At 74.7% G+C, this 22,516-nt stretch carries 21 protein-coding genes and 1 tRNA gene; 10 read left to right on the top strand and 12 right to left on the bottom strand.

Annotation, left to right across the window (positions count from 1 at the left end; translation table 11 throughout):
- Positions 1-287: 287 nt before the first annotated feature.
- Positions 288-842, top strand: coding sequence for an AMIN-like domain-containing (lipo)protein (locus tag ACI79L_RS11405; RefSeq protein ID WP_456936899.1), 555 nt, complete (start codon positions 288-290; stop codon positions 840-842).
- 55 nt (positions 843-897) lie between these two features.
- On the opposite strand, the gene ACI79L_RS11400 is transcribed toward ACI79L_RS11405, so the two are convergent.
- Both ACI79L_RS11400 and mca read right to left on the bottom strand, forming a co-directional pair.
- On the bottom strand, positions 898-1,260 hold the full coding sequence (locus ACI79L_RS11400) for a hypothetical protein (RefSeq protein ID WP_456936898.1): 363 nt from the start codon (positions 1,258-1,260) through the stop codon (positions 898-900).
- Positions 1,257-2,144, bottom strand: coding sequence for a mycothiol conjugate amidase Mca (gene mca, locus ACI79L_RS11395; protein WP_456936897.1), 888 nt, complete (start codon positions 2,142-2,144; stop codon positions 1,257-1,259). Before mca ends, ACI79L_RS11400 begins: the two co-directional genes overlap by 4 nt.
- Before the next feature lie 218 nt (positions 2,145-2,362).
- Here mca and greA point away from each other — a divergent pair, with 218 nt between their 5' ends.
- On the top strand, positions 2,363-2,863 hold the full coding sequence (gene greA / locus ACI79L_RS11390; RefSeq protein ID WP_110907602.1) for a transcription elongation factor GreA: 501 nt from the start codon (positions 2,363-2,365) through the stop codon (positions 2,861-2,863).
- 14 nt (positions 2,864-2,877) lie between these two features.
- Positions 2,878-3,204 carry an RNHCP domain-containing protein gene (locus tag ACI79L_RS11385; RefSeq protein WP_456936896.1) on the top strand — a complete coding sequence of 109 codons (327 nt, stop codon included), beginning with the start codon at positions 2,878-2,880 and terminating at the stop codon, positions 3,202-3,204.
- A 120-nt stretch (positions 3,205-3,324) separates the two neighbouring features.
- Here ACI79L_RS11385 and ACI79L_RS11380 read toward each other — a convergent pair whose 3' ends face one another.
- From ACI79L_RS11380 to ilvA, 4 genes are all read right to left on the bottom strand, one after another.
- Positions 3,325-5,385, bottom strand: a complete 2,061-nt coding sequence (locus tag ACI79L_RS11380) for a M3 family metallopeptidase (RefSeq protein ID WP_456936895.1) — start codon at positions 5,383-5,385, stop codon at positions 3,325-3,327.
- Positions 5,386-5,476: 91 nt separating this feature from the next.
- On the bottom strand, positions 5,477-6,286 hold the full coding sequence (locus tag ACI79L_RS11375; protein WP_387987883.1) for an ABC transporter permease: 810 nt from the start codon (positions 6,284-6,286) through the stop codon (positions 5,477-5,479).
- Entirely contained in the window at positions 6,283-7,302 is a 1,020-nt protein-coding gene (locus ACI79L_RS11370; RefSeq protein ID WP_456936894.1) for an ATP-binding cassette domain-containing protein, read from the bottom strand. Before ACI79L_RS11370 ends, ACI79L_RS11375 begins: the two co-directional genes overlap by 4 nt.
- Positions 7,303-7,449: 147 nt before the next feature.
- The gene (gene ilvA, locus ACI79L_RS11365; RefSeq protein ID WP_456936893.1) at positions 7,450-8,664 is read right to left on the bottom strand and encodes a threonine ammonia-lyase; all 1,215 of its coding nucleotides are present in this window, start codon (positions 8,662-8,664) and stop codon (positions 7,450-7,452) included.
- Positions 8,665-8,749: 85 nt separating this feature from the next.
- On the opposite strand from ilvA, the gene ACI79L_RS11360 reads away from it, so the two are divergent.
- Genes ACI79L_RS11360 through ACI79L_RS11345 form a run of 4 tightly spaced genes read left to right on the top strand, consistent with a single transcriptional unit; the run spans position 8,750 to position 13,112 of the window.
- On the top strand, positions 8,750-10,213 hold the full coding sequence (locus tag ACI79L_RS11360; RefSeq protein WP_456936892.1) for a sigma 54-interacting transcriptional regulator: 1,464 nt from the start codon (positions 8,750-8,752) through the stop codon (positions 10,211-10,213).
- A 2-nt stretch (positions 10,214-10,215) separates the two neighbouring features.
- A complete protein-coding gene (locus ACI79L_RS11355) occupies positions 10,216-12,204 on the top strand; it encodes a VWA domain-containing protein (RefSeq protein WP_456936891.1) in 1,989 nt (662 codons plus the stop codon).
- 42 nt (positions 12,205-12,246) lie between these two features.
- Entirely contained in the window at positions 12,247-12,657 is a 411-nt protein-coding gene (locus ACI79L_RS11350) for a hypothetical protein (protein WP_456936890.1), read from the top strand.
- Positions 12,654-13,112 carry a GNAT family N-acetyltransferase gene (locus ACI79L_RS11345; protein ID WP_456936889.1) on the top strand — a complete coding sequence of 153 codons (459 nt, stop codon included), beginning with the start codon at positions 12,654-12,656 and terminating at the stop codon, positions 13,110-13,112. The genes ACI79L_RS11350 and ACI79L_RS11345 overlap by 4 nt, the downstream gene beginning before the upstream one ends.
- Here ACI79L_RS11345 and ACI79L_RS11340 read toward each other — a convergent pair.
- A complete protein-coding gene (locus tag ACI79L_RS11340) occupies positions 13,075-14,442 on the bottom strand; it encodes a DUF2252 domain-containing protein (RefSeq protein ID WP_456936888.1) in 1,368 nt (455 codons plus the stop codon). The genes ACI79L_RS11345 and ACI79L_RS11340 overlap by 38 nt on opposite strands.
- A 68-nt stretch (positions 14,443-14,510) precedes the next feature.
- Between ACI79L_RS11340 and ACI79L_RS11335 the strand changes: the two genes are divergently transcribed.
- Both ACI79L_RS11335 and ACI79L_RS11330 read left to right on the top strand, forming a co-directional pair.
- Complete coding sequence (locus ACI79L_RS11335; protein WP_456936887.1) at positions 14,511-15,524, top strand: SGNH/GDSL hydrolase family protein; 1,014 nt, start codon at positions 14,511-14,513, stop codon at positions 15,522-15,524.
- 135 nt (positions 15,525-15,659) lie between these two features.
- Positions 15,660-16,880 carry an acetyl-CoA C-acetyltransferase gene (locus ACI79L_RS11330; protein ID WP_456936886.1) on the top strand — a complete coding sequence of 407 codons (1,221 nt, stop codon included), beginning with the start codon at positions 15,660-15,662 and terminating at the stop codon, positions 16,878-16,880.
- A 75-nt stretch (positions 16,881-16,955) separates the two neighbouring features.
- Here ACI79L_RS11330 and ACI79L_RS11325 read toward each other — a convergent pair whose 3' ends face one another.
- From ACI79L_RS11325 to ACI79L_RS11305, 5 genes are all read right to left on the bottom strand, one after another.
- A complete protein-coding gene (locus tag ACI79L_RS11325) occupies positions 16,956-18,215 on the bottom strand; it encodes an epoxide hydrolase family protein (protein WP_456936885.1) in 1,260 nt (419 codons plus the stop codon).
- 175 nt (positions 18,216-18,390) lie between these two features.
- Positions 18,391-19,317 (bottom strand): Bax inhibitor-1/YccA family protein, encoded by a 927-nt coding sequence (locus ACI79L_RS11320; RefSeq protein ID WP_456936884.1) that lies wholly within the window; start codon positions 19,315-19,317, stop codon positions 18,391-18,393.
- Positions 19,318-19,503: 186 nt separating this feature from the next.
- Complete coding sequence (locus ACI79L_RS11315) at positions 19,504-21,111, bottom strand: M28 family metallopeptidase (RefSeq protein WP_456936883.1); 1,608 nt, start codon at positions 21,109-21,111, stop codon at positions 19,504-19,506.
- Positions 21,112-21,253: 142 nt separating this feature from the next.
- Positions 21,254-21,327, bottom strand: a tRNA-Leu gene (locus ACI79L_RS11310).
- Positions 21,328-21,392: 65 nt separating this feature from the next.
- Positions 21,393-22,157, bottom strand: a complete 765-nt coding sequence (locus ACI79L_RS11305; protein ID WP_456936882.1) for a uracil-DNA glycosylase — start codon at positions 22,155-22,157, stop codon at positions 21,393-21,395.
- A gap of 63 nt (positions 22,158-22,220) precedes the next feature.
- Between ACI79L_RS11305 and ACI79L_RS11300 the strand changes: the two genes are divergently transcribed.
- Positions 22,221-22,514, top strand: coding sequence for a DUF4235 domain-containing protein (locus ACI79L_RS11300; RefSeq protein WP_456936881.1), 294 nt, complete (start codon positions 22,221-22,223; stop codon positions 22,512-22,514).
- The last annotated feature ends 2 nt before the right edge of the window (positions 22,515-22,516 follow it).

The following is a 22,516-nucleotide window of genomic DNA, read 5'->3' as shown; positions in this document are numbered from 1 at the left end:
CGCCAACGCGTAGCGGAACGGGTCACCGGACACAAGCAGGCCGCGGCGGACGCCGTGCGCCGACCCCGCCGATCCGGCCCCTACCGGTTCCCCGCACGCAGCGTCATGCCCGGACCACGGGAAGGCGATCTGCCACCTCGTGTCGCGCCCGGGAGGCCGTTTCCTGTCACTTCTGCACAGTGGAAGGCGCCGCAGATCGACGCCCGTGGGCGATCCGGGCCATGGTTTCCGGACGACCGTCGGCGCATCCTCGCCTCGTCCGCATCCCCCTGACCCGGGAGCCCGCCATGAGCACCACCCGCACCCGCGCCGCCGTCGTCCTGGCCGCCGCCACGGCCGCCCTCGGCGTCGCCCTCCCCTCCGCCTCCGCCGCCTCGTGCAGCACGGCGTGGGGCTCCCTGCCGGAGACCGTCGCCGACGGCGGCCGCGGCACCCTCGACGACGTCCGCACCGGCCGGCACGCCTGCTACGACCGGCTGGTCCTCGACCTCGACGGGATCGACGCCACCGACGTCGGCTACGACGTCCGGTACGTGCCCCAGGTCGTGCAGGACGGGTCGGGCCGGCCCGTGCCCCTGCGCGGGGCCGCCGACCTGCAGGTCGTCGTGCACACCCCCGGGTACACCGAGACCGGGGCGGCGACCTACGACCCGCCCACCGACGCCGAGGCCGTCGCCGTCGCCGGCTACCGCACCTTCCGGCAGGTCGCCTACGCCGGCTCGTTCGAGGGCAGCAGCACCGTCGGGCTGGGCGTGCGCGCCCGCCTGCCGTTCCGCGTGCTGGTCCTCGACGGCCCCGGCGACGGCTCGCGCCTCGTCGTCGACGTCGCGCACACCTGGTGAGCAGCGCGGCCGGGCCGGGGCTCCCCCGGCCCGGCCGGCAGGAGGCCCGCCGGCGTCAGTGCGCCGGCGGGTCCGTGCGGTCGTCGCGTTCGGGGTCGCTCCGCCTGGGGCCCTCGATCGCGCGGGGAGCGCGGCGCAGGTCGTCGAGCAGGTCCTGACCGGGCCGGCGCGGCGGGTCGACCAGCTCCGCCGGGGTGTCGGGGACGACGACCTGCGGCTGGTCGTCCTCCGGCTCGAAGCTGCGCGGGATCCGCTTGAGGTGCCGGTTCATCGAGCGGACCAGCAGGAGGACGGCGAGCAGCAGGACGAGGGTGAGGAACAGCCCCAGCGGGCCGGACTTGCCGACGTCCTCGGGCAGCTGCTCCTCCGCGGCCAGGACCGCCCCGGCCAGCGCGCCGCTCACCAGCCCGGCGTTCACGGGACCGGCACCTCGCTGCGGATGCCGGCGAACAGGTCGTCCTCCGGCAGCATCGAGTCCACCAGCGAGCGGGCCAGCTCGTAGTCCTCGGTCGGCCACACCCGCTGCTGCAGGTCCATCGGGCAGGCGAACCAGCGGCCGTCCGGGTCGATCTGGGTGGCGTGCGCGATCAGGGCGGCGTCGCGCACCGGGAAGTACTCGGCGCACGGGACGCGGGTGGTGACGCGGTGGCTCGTGTCCCGCTCCGGGTCCCAGTTGGCCAGCCACTCGGCGTAGGGCGACTCGGCGCCGGTCTCGAGCATCGCCTCGTGCAGCGCCCGCGTCCGGGTCAGCGTGAAGCCCATGTGGTAGTAGAGCTTGCTCGGCTGCCAGGGCTCGCCCAGCTCGGGGTAGCGCTCGGGGTCGCCGGCGGCCTCGAAGGCGTGCACCGAGACCTCGTGCGTCTTGATGTGGTCGGGGTGCGGGTAGCCGCCGCGCTCGTCGTAGGTGAGCACGACCTGCGGCCGGAACCGGCGGATCAGCGCCACCAGCGGCGCGGACGCCTCCTCGGTGGGCACCAGCGCGAAGCAGCCGTCGGGCAGCGGCGGCAGGGGGTCACCCTCGGGCAGGCCGGAGTCGACGAACCCGAGGAACTCCTGCTGGACGCCCAGGATCTCCCGGGCCCGGGCCATCTCCTCGACGCGCAGCTGCGGCAGCCGCTCCCAGATCTCCGGGCGGTCCAGCGACGGGTTGAGCACCGAGCCGCGCTCGCCGCCGGTGCAGGTCGCCACCATCACCTCGACGCCCTCGGCGACGTACTTGGCCATCGTCGCGGCACCCTTGCTCGACTCGTCGTCGGGGTGGGCGTGCACGGCGAGCAGGCGCATCGGATCGGCGTCGGTCACCTCCCCAGTGTCCCCCGACCCGCCGACGGAAGGCCGCCGACGGGTCCCCCGGAGGGCTGGATGTGGTGCCTGTCACGGTCCGTTCCGGTACCGTCCGCTCCCCCGACAGGGAGCGGACGGTCCCTGCACGGGCTGCCCGGCCGGTGTTAGCTTGGCCGGATCGACGTCGCCGCATCCCGACCGGGAGGCGGCTCCCGAGCTGTGCAGGAGTACCCCGCGTGACCACCCCCACTGAGAACGAGCAGGGCATCTGGCTGACCCAGGAGGCCCACGACCGGCTGAAGGCCGAGCTCGACCAGTTGGTGGCCGGCCGGCCCGCCATGGCCGCCGAGATCAACGCCCGCCGCGAGGAGGGCGACCTCAAGGAGAACGGCGGCTACCACGCCGCCAAGGAGGAGCAGGGCAAGCAGGAGGGCCGGATCCGGCAGCTGACCGACCTGCTCCGCAAGGCGCGCGTCGGCGAGCCGCCGACGACGGCCACCACCGCCGAGCTCGGCACCGTCATCACCATCCGCTTCCAGGGCGACGACGAGACCGAGAAGTTCCTGCTCGGCTCCCGCGAGATCGCCGGCACCACCGACCTCGCCGTCTACTCGCCGGAGTCGGCGATGGGCTCGGCGATCCTCGGCGCGAAGCCGGGAACCTCGGTCACCTACCAGGCGCCCAACGGCCGCGACATCACCGTCGAGGTCGTCGCCGTCGAGCCGTTCGTCCCCTGACCGGGGTCCTCCCCGTGCGCGTGGCCCGCTCGCGGCGGGCGGAGAACACCGGCTTCGCCTGCGTGCACTGCGCCGCCGACGTCCCCGCGAACACCGACGGGCACTACCGCAACCACTGCCCGGTGTGCCTGTGGTCGCTGCACGTCGACGACCTGCCCGGCGACCGCGCGAGCGGGTGCCGGCAGCCCATGGAGCCGATCGGCCTGGTCGAGAAGTCCGGCAAGGGCTGGCAGGTGGTGCACCGCTGCACGGCGTGCGGCCACCGCCAGCCCAACCGCCTCGTCCGCGACGGCGACGCCCCCGACGACCTGGACCTGGTGCTCTCGCTCCCCTGGCTCTGACACCGCCGGCCTACCGGCCGACACCGCGGCCAGGTGCCGTCCCCGGCTGCCGTGGAGCCGCTGCGTCGCGCCTGCGCGGACCCCTCCGGGGCCCACTCGGCACGACATGGCCCGACGGCCCTAGCTGCTCGCCACCAGCCCGCGGCGGCGGAGCAGGGGCGCCGGGTCGGCGTCGCGGCCGCGGACCGCGCGGAAGGCCTCCAGCGGGTCCACCGCCCCGCCGCGGGACAGCAGCCGCTCGCGGAAGACGTCGCCGTTCTCCCGCCGCAGGCCGCCGTTCTCGCGGAACCACTCGACGGTGTCGGCGTCGAGGACCTCCGACCAGATGTAGGAGTAGTAGCCCGCCGCGTACCCGCCGGCGAAGACGTGCTGGAAGTACGTCGTCCGGTAGCGCGGCGGCACCAGGTCGGAGGCGACGCCGGCCGCCTCGAGCGCCTGCCGCTCGAACTCCGCCGGGTCGCCGACCTCGGTCTCCGGGGTGATCCGGTGCCAGGCCTGGTCCAGCAGCGTCGCGGCGAGGTACTCCAGCGTCGCGAAGCCCTCGCCCCACAGCCGGGCGGCGTCGAGCGCCTCGACGGCGGACGACGGCAGCGGCTCCCCCGTCTCCACGTGCCGCGCGTAGTGCGCGAGCACCTCCGGCCACAGCGCCCACATCTCGTTGACCTGGCTCGGGAACTCGACGAAGTCCCGCGGCACCGCGGTCCCGGCGAAGCGCGGGTAGGTCACCGCGGAGCTCAGCCCGTGCAGCGCGTGGCCGAACTCGTGGAAGAGGGTGTCGACCTCGTCGAGGGTGAGCAGCGTCGGCCGGCCCTCGGGCGCGCGGGCCACGTTGAGGTTGTTGACGACGACCGGCCGGGTGCCCAGCAGGCGCGACTGGGTGACGAACGAGCTCATCCACGCGCCGCCGCGCTTGCCCTCGCGGGCGGAGAAGTCGCCGAGGTAGAGGCCGACCGCCTCGCCGTCGGGACCGCTGACCTCCCACACCCGGACGTCGGGGTGGTAGCCGGCGAGGTCCGGGCGCGGGCTGAACCGGAAGCCGTAGAGCAGCTCCGCGGCCCGGAAGACGCCGTCGACGAGCACCCGGTCCAGCTCGAACCACGACCGCAGCGCCGCGGTGTCCACCGAGTACCGCTCGGCGCGCACCCGCTCGCTGTAGAACGCCCAGTCCCACGGCGCGAGCTCGTCGACCCCGTCGCGGGCGGCGGCCTCGGCCAGCACCTCGGCCTCGGCCCGCGCGTTCGCCGTCGAGGGCCCGACCATCGAGGTGAGCATCGCGTCGACGGCGGCGGTGCTGCCGGCGGTCTGGTCGGCCAGCACCAGGTCGGCGTGGGTGGCGAAGCCGAGCAGCCGCGCCCGCTCCGCGCGCAGCCGGGCGATCCGCGCGGCGACCGGCCCGTTGTCGTGCTCGCCCGACGACGCGCGGGTCACCGACGCCTCGAACACCCGGCGGCGCAGCTCCCGGTCCCGCAGCTTGGCCAGCACCGGCTGCCGGGTGGGCAGCAGCAGCGGCAGCACGTACCCGTCGAGGCCGCGGTCGGCGGCGGCGCGCGCCGCGGCGGCGACCTCCTCCTCGCCCAGCCCGTCGAGCGCGGCGGCGTCGGCCACCCGGACGGCGGCGGCCTCGGTGGCCAGCTGCAGGTTCTGCCCGAACTGCGTGGACAGCTCCGACAGCTCCCGGTTCAGCTCCGACAGCCGGGCGCGGCCGGCCTCGTCCAGCCGGGCGCCGGCCAGCACCCGGTCGAGGTGGTGACGCTCCACCAGCCGGACCGCCTCGGGGTCCAGGCCCGCGGAGTGCCGGGCGGCGTGGACGGCGTCGACGCGGGCGAACAGCTCCGGGTCCAGCCGCAGCGCGTCGGCGTGCGCGGCCTCCAGCGGCGCGAGCTCCCGCTCGATCTCCCGCAGCCGCGGCGTGGACAGCGACGAGGACAGGTTGCCGAACACCGCCTCGGCCCGGCGCAGCAGCGCGCCGGAGCGCTCGAGGGCCTCGATGGTGTTCGCGAAGGTCGGCGGCTCGGCCGACCCGGTGATCGCGGCGATCTCGGCGCGCTGCTCGGCCATCCCGGCCAGCACCGCCTCGCGGCAGTGCTCGAGCGTGATGCCGGCGAACGGCGGCAGCCCGTACGGCAGCGGCGACTCGGCGAACAGCGGGTTGGACACGGCGGGGGCGGTCTCGGCGCTCATCGCCGTCCATCCTGCGCCGCTCCGCCCTGGGTCCGTACGCCGGTGGCCCAGGACCGGGGAGATCCTGGGCCACCGGCGAACGACGGTCGCTCTACCGGGACGCGGTGCGCTGGTAGAGGCGGACCGACAGCGGCACGAACACCGCGAGGATGACCGCCGTCCAGATCAGCGTGTAGAGCACCGGGTTCTGCAGCGGCCACGCGTCGGGCACCGGGTAGCCGGCGGGCACGTTGCCGAACAGCTCGCGCGCGGCCAGCGTCACCGACGAGACGGGGTTCCACTCGGCGAAGGTGCGCAGCACCGCCGGGAAGGTCTCCAGCGGCACGAACGTGTTGGCGATGAACGTCAGCGGGAAGATCACGATGAAGCTGGCGTTGTTCACCACCTCCGGCGTGCGGACCAGCAGCCCGACCACCGCCATCAGCCACGAGATCGCGTAGGCGAACACCAGCAGCACGAGGAACCCGCCCACCGCCTCGCCGATCGAGGAGTTGATCCGCCAGCCGACCACCAGGCCGGTCAGCGCCATCACCGTGATCGAGATGACGTTGAGCCCGGAGTCGGCGATCGTGCGCCCGACCAGCACCGCGGACCGGGACATCGGCAGCGACCGGAACCGGTCGATCAGCCCCTTCTGCAGGTCCTCGGCGATGCTCGCGCCGGTGACGGTCGACCCGAAGACGACGGTCTGCGCGAAGATCCCCGGCAGCAGGAACTCCGCGTAGCTGATGCCCGGCGGCAGCCCGCCGATCGCGCCGCCGAACACGTAGCGGAACAGCACCACGAACATGATCGGCGACAGCGTCGCGAACACGATCAGGTCGGGCACCCGCTTCACCTTGATCAGGTTGCGCTTGGTGATGACGACGCTGTCCGACAGCGTCGCGGCCAGCGAGGTCATCGCACGCCTCCCGTGGGGACCGGCTCGGCCGGGGTCTCGTCGGTGGTGCCGGCGTCCGCGCTCTCGGCGGCCCTGTCGTCGGCGGCATGGCCGGTCAGCGCCAGGAACACGTCGTCGAGATCGGGGCGGCGCAGCCCGACGTCGAAGATGTCGGCGGTGTGGCCGTCGAGCCGGCGCAGCGCGTCGGCCAGGACCTCCGCGCCGCCGCTGACCGGGATGCTCAGCCGGCGCGCCTGCTCGTCGACGTGCGGCTCGTCCACCGCCAGCGGCCGCAGCCGCGCCACCATCTCCGGCAGGGCACCCGCGTCGGTGACCGCGAACTCCAGCCGCTGCCCGCCGACCTGCGCCTTGAGCTCGTCGGCCGTGCCGCGCGCGATCGCCCGGCCGCGGTCGATGACCACCATCGAGTCGGCCAGCCGGTCGGCCTCCTCCAGGTACTGGGTGGTGAGCAGGATCGTCGTCCCGCCGCCGGCGAGGTCGGCGATGAACTCCCACATCGCCAGCCGGCTGCGCGGGTCGAGGCCGGTGGTGGGCTCGTCGAGGAAGAGCACCCGCGGCCGGGCGATGAGCGAGGCGGCGATGTCCAGCCGCCGGCGCATGCCGCCGGAGTAGGTCTTCGCCGGCCGGTTCGCGGCGTCGGTGAGGTCGAACCGCTCGAGCAGCTCGCCCGCCCGGGCCCGCGACTCCCGCTTCCCCAGCCGGTACAGCCGGCCGACCATCTCCAGGTTCTCGAACCCGGTCAGGTACTCGTCGACCGCGGCGTACTGCCCGGTCAGCCCGATGACCGAGCGCACCCGGTCCGGCTCGCGGACGACGTCGACGCCGGCCACCTCCGCGCGCCCGCCGTCGGGCTGCAGCAGCGTGGTCAGGATGCGGACGACGGTCGTCTTCCCCGCGCCGTTGGGCCCGAGCAGCCCGAGCACGGTGCCCTCGGGAACGGCGAGGTCCACCCCCGCCAACGCTGTGTTCGACCCGAAGCGCTTCTGCAGTCCCTCGACCAGGATCGCGTCGTTCATGACAGGGAAACTAGGTGTGAGCACCGACACTTCCCGAACGCTTTTCGCGTCCGGCGAACGGTCCGACGCCTGCTGTTCTCTCCCACGACACCTCTCCTCGTCCGGCGGTCCCGGAGGGCAGACCGCCGGACGCGGGAGAAGTGAGCGCTAGGCCTCCGCGACGGCGAAACCGGCCTGCTCGAGCGCCCCGACGACGGTCCGCGCGTGGTCCGGTCCGCGGGTCTCGAGGACGACGAACACCTCGACCTGCCCGAGGTCCAGGCGGGTCGCCGTCCGCTCGTGCTCGACCTCCAGCACGTTGGCGCCGGCCTCGGCGAGGACCGCGAGCACCGCGGCCAGCGACCCCGGCCGGTCGGGCACCGCCAGCCGCAGCCGCAGGTACCGGCCGGCGGCGGCCATGCCGTGCTGGACGACCTTCATCATCAGCACCGGGTCGACGTTGCCGCCGGACACGACCGCGACCACCGGCGGCCGGAACGCCTCCGGCTCGGCCATCACGGCGGCGACCGCGGCCACCCCCGCCGGCTCGACGACGAGCTTGGCCCGCTCCAGGCAGAACAGCAGCGCGCGGGAGAGGTCCTCCTCCCCCACCGTGCGCACGTCGTCGACCAGGTCGCGGACGTGCGCGAGGGTGAGGTCGCTGGGCGCGCCGACGGCGATCCCGTCGGCCATCGTGGAGACCCCGGTCAGCGCCACCGGCCGCCCGGCGGCCAGCGACCCGGGGAAGGCGGCGGCCCCGGCCGCCTGCACCGCCACGACCCGCGCCTCCGGCCGCCGCTCCCGCACCGCGGCGGCCACCCCGGACACCAGCCCGCCGCCGCCGGTGCAGACGACGACGGTGGCGACCTCGGGGCACTGCTCGAGCAGCTCCAGCCCGACCGTCCCCTGCCCGGCGATGACGTCGGGGTGGTCGAAGGGGTGGATGAACACCGCCCCGGTCGCCTCGGCGTGCTCGACGGCGGCCGCCAGCGCCGCGGTCAGGTCGGCCCCGACCAGCCGCGCGTCGGCGCCGTAGCCGCGGGTGGCGGCCACCTTCGGCAGCGGCGCGGACTCGGGCATGAACACCGTGGCCCGGACGCCGAGCATCCGGGCGGCGAGCGCCACCCCCTGCGCGTGGTTGCCGGCACTGGCCGCGACCACCCCGCGGGCCCGCTCGTCGGCGGTCAGCCGGGACAGCCGCACGTAGGCGCCGCGGAACTTGAACGAGCCGGTGTGCTGCAGGTTCTCGCACTTGAGGTGCACCGGGCCGCCGACCCGCTCGGCCAGCGCCCGCGAGTGCTCCAGCGGCGTGCGCCGGGCGACCCCGTCGAGCAGCTCGGCGGCGGCGACGACGTCGGCTCCGGTGACCAGATCCGCTCCCATGCCCTGATCCTCGCAGGGCGGACGATCCCGTCCGGGCCGACGCAGCCGCTCCCGCATCCTCCCTGGTCGTCGTACCGTGGCTGAGGTGACGGACGTCGCCCCAGCGCAGACCCCACCCGCACCCACGACCCTCGGCGAGCTCCGTGCCAGCGGAGCCGTCGCCCGGCCCGTCAAGGCCGAGATCCGCGCCAACCTGCTCGCCCGCCTGGGCGCCGGCGAGCCCTCCCTCCCGGGCATCGTCGGCTTCGAGGACACCGTCGTCCCCGAGGTCGAGCGGGCCCTCATCGCCGGCCACGACCTCGTCCTGCTGGGCGAGCGCGGCCAGGGCAAGACCCGCCTCATCCGCACCCTCGTCGGCCTGCTCGACGAGTGGACGCCGGTCCTCGCCGGCAGCGAGCTCAACGAGCACCCGCTGCACCCGATCAGCGTGTGGGCGCACCGCCAGATCGCCGAGCACGGCGACGACACCCCGGTCGGCTGGCTGCACCGCAGCGAGCGCTTCGGGGAGAAGCTGGCCACCCCCGACACCAGCGTGGGCGACCTCATCGGCGACGTCGACCCGATCAAGGTGGCCGAGGGCCGCACCCTGGGCGACCCGGAGACGGTCCACTACGGCCTGGTCCCGCGCACCAACCGCGGCATCTTCAGCGTCAACGAGCTGCCCGACCTCGCCGAGCGGATCCAGGTCGCGCTGCTCAACGTGCTCGAGGAGCGCGACATCCAGATCCGCGGCTACCGCGTGCGGCTGCCGCTGGACCTGCTGCTCGTGGCCAGCGCCAACCCGGAGGACTACACCAACCGCGGGCGGATCATCACCCCGCTCAAGGACCGCTTCGGCGCCGAGGTGCGCACCCACTACCCGCTCGAGCTCGCCGACGAGATCCGCCTGCTCGAGCAGGAGGCGCGCACCAGCGGGCTGGGCGCCCCCAGCGGGCACGACGCGTTCGACGCCCCCGTCGTCCCCCAGCACCTGGTCGAGATCATCGCCCGGTTCACCCGGCTGGTCCGCGAGTCCAGCCACGTCGACCAGCGCTCCGGCGTCAGCGCCCGGTTCGCGATCGCCGGGCTGGAGACGGTCGCCGCCTCCGCCGTCCGCCGGGCCGCGATCGCCGGCGAGACCCGGCCGGTGGCCCGGGTGGTCGACCTGCCGGGCGTCGTCCCGGCCAGCCGGGGCAAGGTCGAGTTCGCCGACGCCGGCAGCGACCCCGACGACGACCGGGAGCTGGAGGTGCTGGAGCACCTGCTGCGGCAGGCGACCGCGCAGACCTTCCGGGCCCGCTGCGGCGGCCTGGACCTGACCGGCCTGCAGGAGCACTTCACCGGCGGCGAGACCGTCGAGTCCGGCGAGCTGGTGCCCGGCGCGGCGCTGCTGGGCCAGCTGGGCACCATCCCCCGGCTGGCCGAGCTGCTCGGCCGCCTCGGCGTGCCGGAGGGCGAGGAGTCCGCCGAGCAGGCGGCCGCCGCGGTCGAGTTCGCCCTCGAGGGGCTCTACCTCACCCGCCGGCTGGCCAAGGACACCGACGGCACCCGCACGGTGTACGGGGCCTGACGGTGGCGCGCCCACGCCCCGGCAAGGGGTACCGGTACGGCCGCTGGCGGGGCGGGCCCGACCCGCTGGCCCCGCCCTACGACCTCGGCAGCGCCGTCGACGAGATCGGCGACTCGGTGCTCGGCGGCAGCGGCGTCCGCGAGGCGCTGCGGGAGCTGCTGCGCCGCGGCATGGACGGCCGCCGCGGCCTCGACGAGCTGCGCCGCTCCGTGCGGGACCGGCTGCGGCAGGCCCGCACCGCCGGCCGGATGGACGGCACGCTGCAGGAGGTCCGCGAGCTGCTCGACCGGGCGCTCGCGGCCGAGCGCCGGGAGCTGTTCCCCGACCCCGACGACCTGGCCCGGCTCAAGGAGGCCGAGCTCGACGCGCTGCCGCAGGACACCGCGGGCGCCGTCCGGGCGCTCAAGGAGTACGACTGGGCCTCCCCCGAGGCCCGGCAGACCTACGACCAGATCCAGGACCTGCTGCGGCGGGAGGTGCTCGACAGCTCCTTCGCCAACATGAAGCAGGCGCTGCAGAACGCCACCGAGCAGGACGTGCAGGCGGTCAAGGACATGGTCGCCGACCTGTCGCAGCTGGTGGACGCGCACAACCGCGGTGAGGACACCGAGGAGCGCTTCCGCGAGTTCATGGACAAGCACGGCCAGTTCTTCCCGGACGACCCGCAGTCGGTGGACGAGCTGATCGACTCCCTCGCCCGCCGGGCCGCCGCGCAGGAGCGCATGATGGCCGGCCTCTCGCCCGAGCAGCGGGCCGAGCTGGCCGACCTCATGGCGCAGACCATGTCCGACCTGGGGCTGGCCAGCGAGATGGCCCACCTGCAGGACGCGCTGCGCCAGGCCCGCCCCGACCTGCCGTGGGGCCAGCGCGGCCAGGTGCCCGACGGCGAGCAGGGCCTGGGCCTCGGCGACGCCACCAGCGCCGTCGCGGAGCTGGCCGACCTCGAGGCGCTGTCCAACCAGCTCTCCCAGGGCTACGCCGGCGCCTCGCTGGCCGACGTCGACGAGGAGCTGCTCGAGCAGGCGCTGGGCCGGGAGGCCGTCGACGACCTCGCCGCGCTGCGGCAGATGGAGCGCGAGCTGGAGCGGCAGGGCTACCTCAACCGCTCCGACGGCAAGCTGGAGCTCTCGCCGAAGGCGGTGCGCCGGCTGGGCGCCACCGCGCTGCGGCGGGTGTTCGCCAAGCTCGACGCCACCGGCCGCGGCGAGCACGACGTCGCCGACGCCGGCGCCGCCGGGGAGCTCACCGGCAGCTCGCGGGAGTGGCAGTTCGGCGACGAGCAGCCGCTCGACGTCGTCCGCACGGTCCGCAACGCGGTGCTGCGCACCGCCGGCGACCCGCACGGGCACGGCGAGCGCCGGGTCCGCATCGCCGTCGAGGACTTCGAGGTCGTGGAGACCGAGCGGCGCACCGGCGCCGCGGTCGCGCTGCTGGTCGACCTGTCCTACTCGATGGCGCTGCGCGGCACGTGGGGCGCGGCCAAGTCGACGGCGATGGCGCTGCACTCGCTGGTGACCACCCGCTTCCCGCAGGACGCGATCCAGATCATCGGGTTCTCGTCGACCGCGCAGGTGCTCAAGCCCGAGACGCTGGCCGAGCTGTCGGTGGACACGCTGCAGGGCACCAACCTGCAGCACGGGCTGATCCTCGCCCGCCGGTTCCTGGCCCGGCACCGCGACGCCGAGCCGGTGGTCCTGGTGGTCACCGACGGCGAGCCGACGGCGCACCTGGAGGAGGACGGCACGCCGTACTTCTGCTGGCCGCCGATGCCGGAGACGATCGCCCGGACCGTCGCCGAGGTGGAGCGGGTGGCCCGGTCCGGCGCGACGCTCAACGTGTTCGCGCTCGACCCCGAGCCGGGGCTGGTGCACTTCGTCCACGACATCACCGCGCGCGCCGGCGGCCGGGTCTTCACGCCCGACAGCGAGCGGCTCGGCGAGTACGTCGTCGCGGACTACCTGCGCACCCGCCGGGGCCGCCGGGCGCGCTGAGCCGGGCCGGGGAGGCAGGCCGTCCCCGGTCAGCGTGGACCCGTGCCCCGACTCCTCCGGGCCGGCCTGCTCACCGCGGCCGGCGCCCTGCTGGTGAGCTGCGGAGGTGGGGACGACGGCGGCGTGTCGGCGTCGCCGTCGTCCGCCTCGAGCGCGGCCGCGACGTCGTCGTCGTCCGCCGCGCCGTCGTCCGCCGGCCCCGGGGCGGCGGCGTTCTGCGCCGACGCCACGCCGGTGGTCGCCCGGCTGGGCGCGGCGCTCGAGGCCGCCGAGACCCAGGGCGTCGCCGCCCTGCCGCCCCTGCTCGACCAGGCCGTCACCGCGTTCGACGGGGTGACCGCCCCCGGGGAGGTCGCCGCCGACTGGCAGACGGTCCGCGACGGGCCGACGCTGTCGCGCATCGGTACCTACCACGGGGAGAACTGCGGCTCCGGGGCCGCGCCCACGACGTGACCGTCACGGTCGAGGAGGTCGGCCTCGACGTCGTCCTGCCGCTGCGCAGCGCCGTCCTGCGCGGCGGCGGGCCGGCCGCGATGCCCGGCGACGAGGACCCCGCGACCGTGCACCTCGCCGCCCGGACCGCCGACGGGCGGGTGGTCGGCGTCGTCCGCCTGTCCCCCGCGCCCTGCCCGTGGCAGCCGGCCCGGGCGCCGTGGCAGCTGCGCGGCATGGCCACCGACCCCGCCGTGCGGGGCGCCGGGGCCGGCCGCGCGCTGGTCGCGGCCGGCCGGGAGCTGCTCGCCGCGCGGGACGCGGACCTGCTGTGGTGCAACGCCCGGGTCCCCGCGGCCGGCTTCTACGAGCGGATGGGCTTCCGCGTGGTGACCCCGCCGTTCGACGTCGCGGGCACCGGCCCGCACGTCGGCATGCTCACCGCGCTCGGAGCGGCTGGGCGCCGCTCGAGCTGATCCCGGGGATGCGCCCGGCGCGGAAGGCGTCGACGAACAGCCGGTGGTCCTCCTGCGTCTGCCGCGCGTAGGAGTGCGCGAAGTCGACCAGGTCGGCGACGAACTCCTCGCGCCGGCCGCCGACCATCGCCGACACCGCCTCCTCGGTCTGGAAGTCGACGAGGGTGTGGTCGCTGTCGATGTCGCCGACGCAGTGCATCTTCGCCGTCGCCCGGCCCAGCTGGGCCACGACCGGGGCGATCTCCTCGGGCTCGGTGAGGTCCTCCCAGTCCAGGTCCACCTCGTAGGGCGAGAGCTCCTGGACGACGAACCCGACGCCGTCGATCTCGGTGTGCCCGAGGAACTGCGAGGCGTTGGCCTGCAGCGCCCGCTGGCTGACCGCGGTGCGGTGCCCGTGGTGCTCGAAGTAGGAGCGGATCCGCTCGTCGCGGACGATCCGGCTGGGCGCGGCCACGTTGCCCTGTTTGAGCGACAGGACGACGTCGTTCTCCAGCGCCTGGTCGTAGCCCTCGAGCAGCACGTTGTAGGCGGGCAGGCCGGCGCTGCCGATGCCGAACCCGCCGGTGCCGATGACGTCCTTGACGTCGTAGGCGACGTCGCGGCGGCGCACCGGCGGGACGACGGTCTCCCGCCAGCGGTCCAGTGCGGCGAGCACCCGGTCGCGCTCGGCGTCGTCGAGCCGGCGGGTGCGGCCGCCGTCGGCGAACCGCCGCCGGTAGTCCTCGACGACGGTCATCCGGTCCAGCAACGAGGCCCGCGTGCGGGTCGTCGTCTCGAGGATCGCCTCGCGGACCGCGCCCTCGGTGTTCGCGACGGTCAGCGCGAACGAGCGGTCGTCGTCGGAGCGGCGGAAGGCCTCCACCTGGTCCAGGTAGGCGCCGAGGTAGGTGCCGACCAGGTCGCCGATGACGTCGTCGCCGAGCGCCTTGCGCCACGCCAGCAGCGCGAAGCTGGCCACGAACCGGCGCAGGTCCCAGGTGACCGAGCCGACGTAGGCCTCGTCGAAGTCGTTGACGTCGAAGACGATCCGCCCGGCGCCGTCCATGTAGGTGCCGAAGTTCTCCGCGTGCAGGTCGCCCTGGATCCACACCCGGCTGGTCCGCTCGTCGCACCAGGGGTCCTCGAGGCGGTCCACGTCGGCGTAGAAGAGGCAGGCGCTGCCGCGGTAGAACGCGAAGGGGTCGGCGGCCATCTTGCGGAACTTGGTCCGGAAGGCGTCGGCGTCGGCGGCCATCAGCTCGGAGAAGGCCTCGACCAGGACGTCGACGATCAGCTGCGAGCGGTCACCGGGAGTTCCCCCGGGGGCCACCCGGTGGGGGGATTCGGGCACGGGGGGCACCGTAGAGGCCGACTAGCCTGCAGGACAGACGGTTGCGCGGCGCGACGAGCGGGGTGGCGGTGACGAGGGCGAGCAGGGCGCGACGGCTGGCGGCCGGCGCCGCCTACGGCGGCGGCGGGCTGGGCCTGGCCGGGGCCGGCCTGCTCGCCCTGCTGCGCCTCCAGGCCCTCGCGGCCCGCCGCCGGGTCGAGGCGCGGACGTCGAAGCAGGACCCGCCGTCCGGCGACGGCGTCTACGGCCGGCGCCGCGGCAAGCCGATCGTGTTCACCGTGCTCGGCGACTCCAGCGCCGTCGGCCTGGGCGTCACGCGCGCCACCGAGACCCCCGGCGTGCTGCTCGCCGCCGCGCTGACCGAGCTCGCCGAGCGCCCCGTGCGGCTGGTCCGGCTGGCCGTCTCCGGCGCCGAGTCCTGCGAGCTCGACCCCCAGGTCGAGGCCGCGCTCGAGCAGAGGCCCGACGTCGCGCTGATCATGATCGGCGCCAACGACGTCACCACCCGCACCCGGCCGGCGGTGTCGGTGCGCCACCTGGCCGACGCGGTGCGGCGGCTGCGCGAGGCGGGCGCGCAGGTCGTCGTCGGCACCTGCCCCGACCTCGGGACGATCCGGCCGATCGGGCAGCCGCTGCGCCTGCTGGCCCGGCGCTGGAGCCGGCAGCTGGCCGCGGCGCAGACGATCGCCGTCGTCGAGGCCGGCGGGCGGACGGTGTCGCTCGGCTCGGTGCTCGGGCCGAGCTTCGCCCAGGACCGCTCGCTGTTCAGCGTCGACGAGTTCCACCCGAGCGCGGCCGGCTACGCGCAGGCCGCCGCGGTCATCCTCCCCGCGCTCGCCGACGCCATCGGCGTCTGGCCGGCCCGGGCCGAGCGCGGGCGGCTGCGCCGCACGTCGGTGCGTCCGGTGGCCCAGGCCGCGGCGCGGGCCGCCGGACGTCCGGGCACCGAGGTGCGGGCCACCGAGGTCCGCGGCTCGGGCACCGGCCCGCTGGGCCCGTGGGCCCGGCTGCTGCGCCGCCGGCCCACCGAGCTGCCCACGCCCGAGGAGGCCGGCGAGGCCAGGGAGGCGTCGGTCGGCTGAGCGCCGAGTGACCCGCAACACAACGGCGCTCTGTTCCCGGCGCACCCGCGACCCGTCGCGTACCCGGGGGTAGTTTCCGGGGTGACCCGACACCCGGCACCCCCCGGCCGGGAGCCCCTCACCGTGGAGGACCCCATGCCCGAAGCCGTCATCGTCGCGACCGCGCGCTCCCCCATCGGACGTGCGTTCAAGGGGTCGCTCAAGGACCTGCGTCCCGACGACCTGACCGCCACCATCGTCCGCGCGGCGCTGGACAAGGTCCCCGCCCTGGACCCGACCGACATCGACGACCTGATCCTCGGCTGCGGTCTGCCCGGTGGCGAGCAGGGCCACAACATGGGCCGCGTCGTCAGCGTGCTCCTCGGCATGGACCACCTGCCGGGCACCACGATCACCCGCTACTGCTCCTCGTCGCTGCAGACCACCCGCATGGCCATGCACGCGATCAAGGCCGGCGAGGGCGACGTCTTCGTCTCCGCCGGCGTGGAGATGGTCTCCCGCTTCGTGAAGGGCAACAGCGACTCGCTGCCCGACACCCACAACCCGGTCTTCGCCGACGCCGAGGCGCGCGTGGCCAAGACCGCCGAGAGCGGCGCCGACTCGTGGACCGACCCGCGGGAGAACGGCGAGATCCCCGACATCTACGTCGCCATGGGGCAGACCGCCGAGAACCTGGCGCTGCTCAAGGACGTCTCCCGGCAGGAGATGGACGAGTTCGCCGTCCGCAGCCAGAACCTGGCCGAGAAGGCGATCGCCGAGGGCTTCTGGGAGCGGGAGATCACCCCGGTCACCACCCCCGACGGCACCGTCGTCAGCAAGGACGACGGCCCCCGGCCCGGCACCACCCTCGAGGGCATCTCCGGCCTCAAGCCGGTCTTCCGCCCCGACGGCCGGGTCACCGCCGGCAACGCCTGCCCGCTCAACGACGGCGCCGCCGCCGTGGTCGTCATGAGCGACACCAAGGCCCGCGACCTCGGCCTCACCCCGCTGGCCCGCATCGTCTCCACCGCGGTCACCGGCCTGTCGCCGGAGATCATGGGCTACGGCCCGGTCGACGCCTCGAAGCTGGCCCTGCAGCGGGCGGGCATGACCATCGACGACATCGACCTGGTCGAGATCAACGAGGCGTTCGCCGCGCAGGTCATCCCGAGCTACCGGGACCTGGGCATCGACATCGACAAGCTGAACGTGCACGGCGGTGCGATCGCCGTCGGCCACCCCTTCGGCATGACCGGCGCCCGGATCACCGGCACGCTCATCAACGGCCTGCAGACGAGGGACGTGACCTTCGGGCTGGAGACCATGTGCGTCGGTGGCGGCATGGGCATGGCGATGGTGCTGGAGCGCCTCTCCTGAGCTGAGCTCCCGGCACGCCACGGCGGCCCGGTCCCCGCACGGGGGCCGGGCCGCCGTCGTCGCGCGGGGGCGGGGTCAGCCGCGCAGCGGCCGGAACGCCGCGCGGACCTCGGTCGTGAACAGCTCGGGCTCCTCCCAGGCGGCGAAGTGCCCGCCGCGGTCGACCTCGTTGAAGTAGGTGAGGTTCGGGTAGGACCGCTCGACCCAGCTGCGCGGCGCGCGCCAGATCTCGCCCGGGAACGTGGTGAAGCCGGTCGGGACCGCGACCGGCGGGGGCGCCTGGCCGGCCGCGGCGGCGGCGGGCGCGTCCGGTCCGTAGCTCTCCCAGTAGGACCGGGCCGCCGAGGCGCCGGTGCCGGTCAGCCAGTACAGCGTGACGTCGTCCAGCACGTGGTCGCGGGTGAGGTTGCCGGTGGGCTGCCCGTCGACGAAGGCGCGGGCGAACTTGTAGTAGGAGTCCGTGTCGTGGTCGAGCATCCACGCCGCCAGCGCGACGGGTGAGTCGAGGAGGGCGTAGCCGATCGTCTGCGGCCGGGTGGCCTGCTCGAGGAAGTAGGCGAAGCCGCTGGTCCTGAACGTCTGGACCGCGGCGGCGGCCTCGCGCTCCTGATCGGTGTCGGTCGGCTGGGGACCGGCCAGCGCGGTCACGAGCAGGTTGAGGTGGATGCCGAGCAGCCCCTCGGGCGCCTGCCGGCCCATCGCGTCGGTGACGCCGGCGCCCACGTCGCCGCCCTGGGCCACGTAGCGGGTGTAGCCGAGGCGGCGCATCAGCTCGGCCCAGGCGCGCCCGACCCGTGCGACGTCCCAGCCGAGCTCCCGCGGTTCGCCGGAGAAGCCGTAGCCGGGCAGGGACGGCAGCACGAGGTGGAAGGCGTCCTCGGCGCGGCCGCCGTGCGCCGTCGGGTCGGTGAGCGGGCCGACGGTCTCGAGCAGCTCGACGACCGAGCCCGGCCAGCCGTGCGTCATGACCAGCGGCAGCGCGTCCTCGTGCGGCGAGCGGACGTGCAGGAAGTGGACCTCCACCCCGTCGATCTCGGTCGTGAACTGCGGGAGCGCGTTGATCCGCGCCTCGCACGCGCGCCAGTCGTAGTCGGTGAGCCAGTGGCGCACGAGGGCCTGCACCGTCGCGAGCTGCACGCCCTGCGACCGGTCCCCGACCAGCTCCGCGGAGGGCCAGCGGGTGGCGGCGACGCGCCGGCGCAGGTCGAGCAGCTCCGCCTCCGGGACGGCGATCCGGAACGGCCGGATCGCGGTGGGGTCGGCCCCGGCGGCGGTCCGCGGCTGGGGCACCGCTCCGGGGACGGAGACGGTCGTCGGGTCGGTGGGAGCGGACATCCGGGCCTCCTGGCGCGGGCTGGGGGGTGGACCCGCTCGTGGGCCCTCCCCCGACCCCAGCGCCGCCCGGCCCGGACCCGCATCGTCCGTGGCGGACGATCCGGCGTTCCCGACCCCGGAGACGCCGGTGGCCCGGCCCCCCGAGGGGGACCGGGCCACCGGGACGGACTGCGGGTCAGTTGTCCTGGAAGTAGGACAGCAGCCGCAGGATCTCCAGGTACAGCCAGACGACCGTGACGAGCAGGCCGAAGGCGATGTACCAGGCGAACTTGGCCGGGGCGCCGCGGCGGATCGCCTGGTCGGCCATGTCGAAGTCGAGCAGCAGCGTGAAGGCCGCCACACCGATCACGACGAGGCTGAAGACGATGGCCAGCGGGCCGCCGTCACGCAGACCCAGGCCGCCCGGGACGAAGAACGACACGAGCAGGTTGACCAGGACCAGGGCCAGGACACCGAACAGGGCGCCGACGATCCAGCGGGTCAGCTTGGGGGTGACCCGGATGGCGCCGGTCTTGTAGACGACGAGCATGCCGGCGAAGACACCGAAGGTGCCGATCACCGCCTGGATCACGATCCCGGGGTAGATCGTGTTGAAGGCCTCGCTGATCGCGCCGAGCGCGACACCGTAGAGCGCGCCGTAGGCCAGGGTCGCCGCCGGGTTGGCGATCTGCTTGAAGCTGATCACCAGGCCCAGGACGAAGGCCACGAGCACCGCGGGCAGTGCCAGGCCCCACGCGGCCTGGCCGGGCAGCGCCCAGACGGCCGCGGCGGCCAGGACGGTGACGAGGAACGACAGGCCGGTCTTCTGGACGACGTCGTCCATCGTCATGTAGCGGGTGGCCGGCGGGCCGTACGGGCCGGCGGGGGCCGGGGCACCGTAGCCCTGCGGCGCGCCGTAGCCCTGCGGGGCGCCGTAGCCCTGGGGCGCGCCGTACTGCTGGCCGTAGGGCTGGCCGTACTGCTGCTGACCGGGAGCGGCGTAGCCCTGCTGGCCGTACTGCTGGCCGGAGCCGGGAGCGCCGTAGCCCTGGCCGTACGGCTGGCCACCGCCGGACGCGGCGTTGGCGAAGCCCCGGCCGAAGACCGGGTTGGAGCTGGGCATCGTCATCTCCTCGAGGTGACTGGTCGGTCGGTGGGCTGCTACCTCGCACCCCACTCGGTTCCTACAACGCCGCGAGTGGCCTGCGCGTTCCTGACCCTGCCAGTACCCCCGACCGGGTGGGAAGACGCGCCGGGGGCGCGGCACCGTGCGGTGCCGCGCCCCCGGGTCGGTGTCGGTTTCAGCCGGTCAGATCTCGTCCCCGTGGTCGTGGTCGTGGTCGTGGTCCGGCGAGAGGCCGCCGCCGCCGGCCTTCTGCTCCGCGGTCACCCGGAACTGGCGGTCGGTCGGGTCCTCCTGGAAGGTGCCGCCCGGCACCGGCCGGCCCTGGACGGTGTTGACCCGCGAGGTGTCGTAGGACAGCGTCAGCACGGAGTAGGCGATGGCGTCGGAATTCGTCTCCAGCGCCTTCGGGTCGACGTTGTCGATCGTGTCCCCGGCCTGGTGGTAGTTCGGGTCGTAGGCGACGCCGGCGTCCCCGCCGTACAGCGGCACCTGGTAGGCCTGCTTGAGGACCTCGGCGCCGGTGAACAGGCCACCGGAGGGGATGTTCGCCTCGATGAACGCCTGGTAGTCGCTGCGGCCGCTGAACTCGCTGCCCTCGTACCACAGGCCCTGGGCCTCGAAGTAGTCCTCGAGGACGTACTCGATCTGGGCCGAGCCCTCGGGGACCGCCACCGGCGCCGTGAAGTCCGACTGGTCGCCGTCGTAGATGAACCGGGCGAAGTTCGGTGAGCCGACCATGTCGAAGTTCAGGTACAGCCCGATGTCGGCCTTCTGCTGGTCGCTCAGCTGCGACACGTAGTGCTCGGAGCCGAGCAGGCCGAGCTCCTCGGCACCCCACCAGGCGAACCGGATGGTGTTCTCCGGCTTGAGCTTGGTGATGTTCTCGGCGACCTCGAGGATCGCCGCGCTGCCGGAGCCGTTGTCGTTGATGCCCGGGCCCGCGAGCACGGAGTCGAGGTGGGCGCCGGCCATGACGACGTTGTCGGAGGTGCGGCCGGGCAGCTCGGCGATGACGTTGTAGGTGTCGCGGATCTCGCTCTCCGCGTCGATGGTCAGGTCGACGGTCGTGCCTGCGGCGCCGAGCTCCTGGCCCAGGGCCGTGGGGACGCCGATGACCGGGATGCCGATGCCCGGCGCGCCCAGGGTGCCGTTGAGGGGGCCGGCGGTGTTGTTGAACACGATGACCGCGGAAGCCCCGGCGGCCTCGGCGTTCTGCGCCTTGACGGCGAAGGCGCAGCCGCCCCGCTGGACGAGGGCCACCGTGTCGGCTGGGAAGCCGGCGAAGTCAGCGGCCTCGCAGCCGCTGCCGAGGCCCGTGCCGGGGATGTCGACCGGGGTGACGACGCCGTTGTCGACCGTGCCCGGGCCGGTGTAGGTCATCGGCGCGTAGTCGGTGCCCACCGTGTACGTCGTCGCCGTGGGCGCGACGCGGCCGAACGAGCTCTCACCCAGCCGGAAGAACGGGAACTCGAACGTCTGGACGGTGACGGTGTAGCCGACCGCCTCCAGCCGCTCCTTCACGTAGGCGACCGAGTCGTCGTAGCCCTCGGTGCCCGAGGCCCGGTTGCCGCCGTTCTCGCCGGCGATGGCCTGGAACGCCTCGAGGTGCTCCGTGACGCCCTCGAGCGTCACGCACTCTGTCAGCTTGGCGACCGTGTTGTTGTTGCGGGTCTCGCAGCCGCCGGCGGCACCGGCGGGCAGCGCAGCGACCATGCTCCCGGCCAGCGCGATGGCGCCGGCACTGCCGATCACGGCGAGCCGTGACCGGCGGGACGGGTGGGACTGGGTCATGGACGACTTCCCCTCGAACGTCGGGCATGAGCTCCGTTGCTCACGGGGCGTCACCCTGTCATCACCATCACAGGGGACGTCAAGCCCTGGATTTCTTCTCGGTCCTGCGGTAAGGGGCCGGAAGAACTGCAGGTCCGGACGGTGCCCCCGGTGGGACTCGAACCCACACTGCGACCCTTTTAAGGGGCCTGCCTCTGCCGATTGGGCCACGGGGGCGGGCGCGCGGCGGACGGCTGCCCCGCGCCGCCCAGCCTAGGGTGGCCCGGCGGCCGCGCTCCGGCTCAGCGGGTCCCGGCGAGCTCCGTGGCCCGGGACAGGACGGCGTCCAGCATCGGCTCGGTCAGCCGGCCGGTGAAGGTGTTCTGCTGGCTGACGTGGTAGCTGCCGAGCAGGGTCAGCGGCCCGTGCGGCCCGTCCAGCGTCACCTCCACGCCGTGCCCGAACGCCGGCCGCGGGCGGGGCAGGGCGTACCCCGCCCCCGCGAGCACCGGCCACAGCGCCGTCCAGCCGAACCCGCCGAGGACGACGACCACCCGCAGGTCGGGCAGCAGCGCCAGCTCGCGGGCCAGCCACGGCGAGCAGGTGTCGCGCTCGGCCGGCGTCGGCGCGTTGTCCGGGGGCGCGCAGCGCACCGCGGCGGCCACCCGCACGCCGGTCAGCTCCAGGCCGTCGCCGACGTGCGTCGACGTCGGCTGGCTGGCCAGGCCCGCCCGCCACAGCGCGGCGAAGATCCAGTCGCCGCTGCGGTCGCCGGTGAAGACCCGCCCGGTGCGGTTGCCGCCGTGTGCGGCCGGCGCCAGCCCGACGACGGCGATCCGCGCGTCCGCCGGGCCCAGACCGGGCACCGGGCGGCCCCAGTAGTCCTGGTCGCGGAAGGAGGCGCGCTTGACCCGGGCGACCTCCTCGCGCCAGGTCACCAGCCGCGGGCAGGCGCGGCAGCCGGAGACGCGGGCGTCCAGGACGGCGAGGTCGCGGGCCGCGCGGGCCGACCGGGCCACCCCCGCCGGCGTCCGCGTGACCGGGAACCCCTGCGCGTCGACCGCCACGCGCCCAGTGGACCACCCGCCCGGGGACGCGCGGGCCGCGGGGGCGGCAGGCATGATCACCCCATGGCCCGCAAGCAGAAGGCGCCGCTGACCTGGAAGCTCCTCGGCACGGGGACGGCCACCGTGTCGGGGATCGCCGTCCGCAAGCTCACCGACGCCGCCTGGTACGCGGCCCGCGGCACGACCCCACCGAAGAACCCGGCCGCGCCGGGCGTCTCCTGGCCGGACGCGCTGGCCTGGGCCGCGTTCTCCGGGCTGGCGGTCGCGGCCGGCCGGCTGCTGGCCGCCCGCGGCGCGGCCACGGCCTACCACCAGCTGACCGGCAAGCTGCCCCCCGGCCTCAACGAGGGGCCCTGACC

The sequence above is a fragment of the Geodermatophilus sp. SYSU D00684 genome (assembly GCF_054050455.1).
Note: the sequence above shows the minus strand (reverse complement) of the source record. Positions and strands in the feature narration are given on the sequence as shown.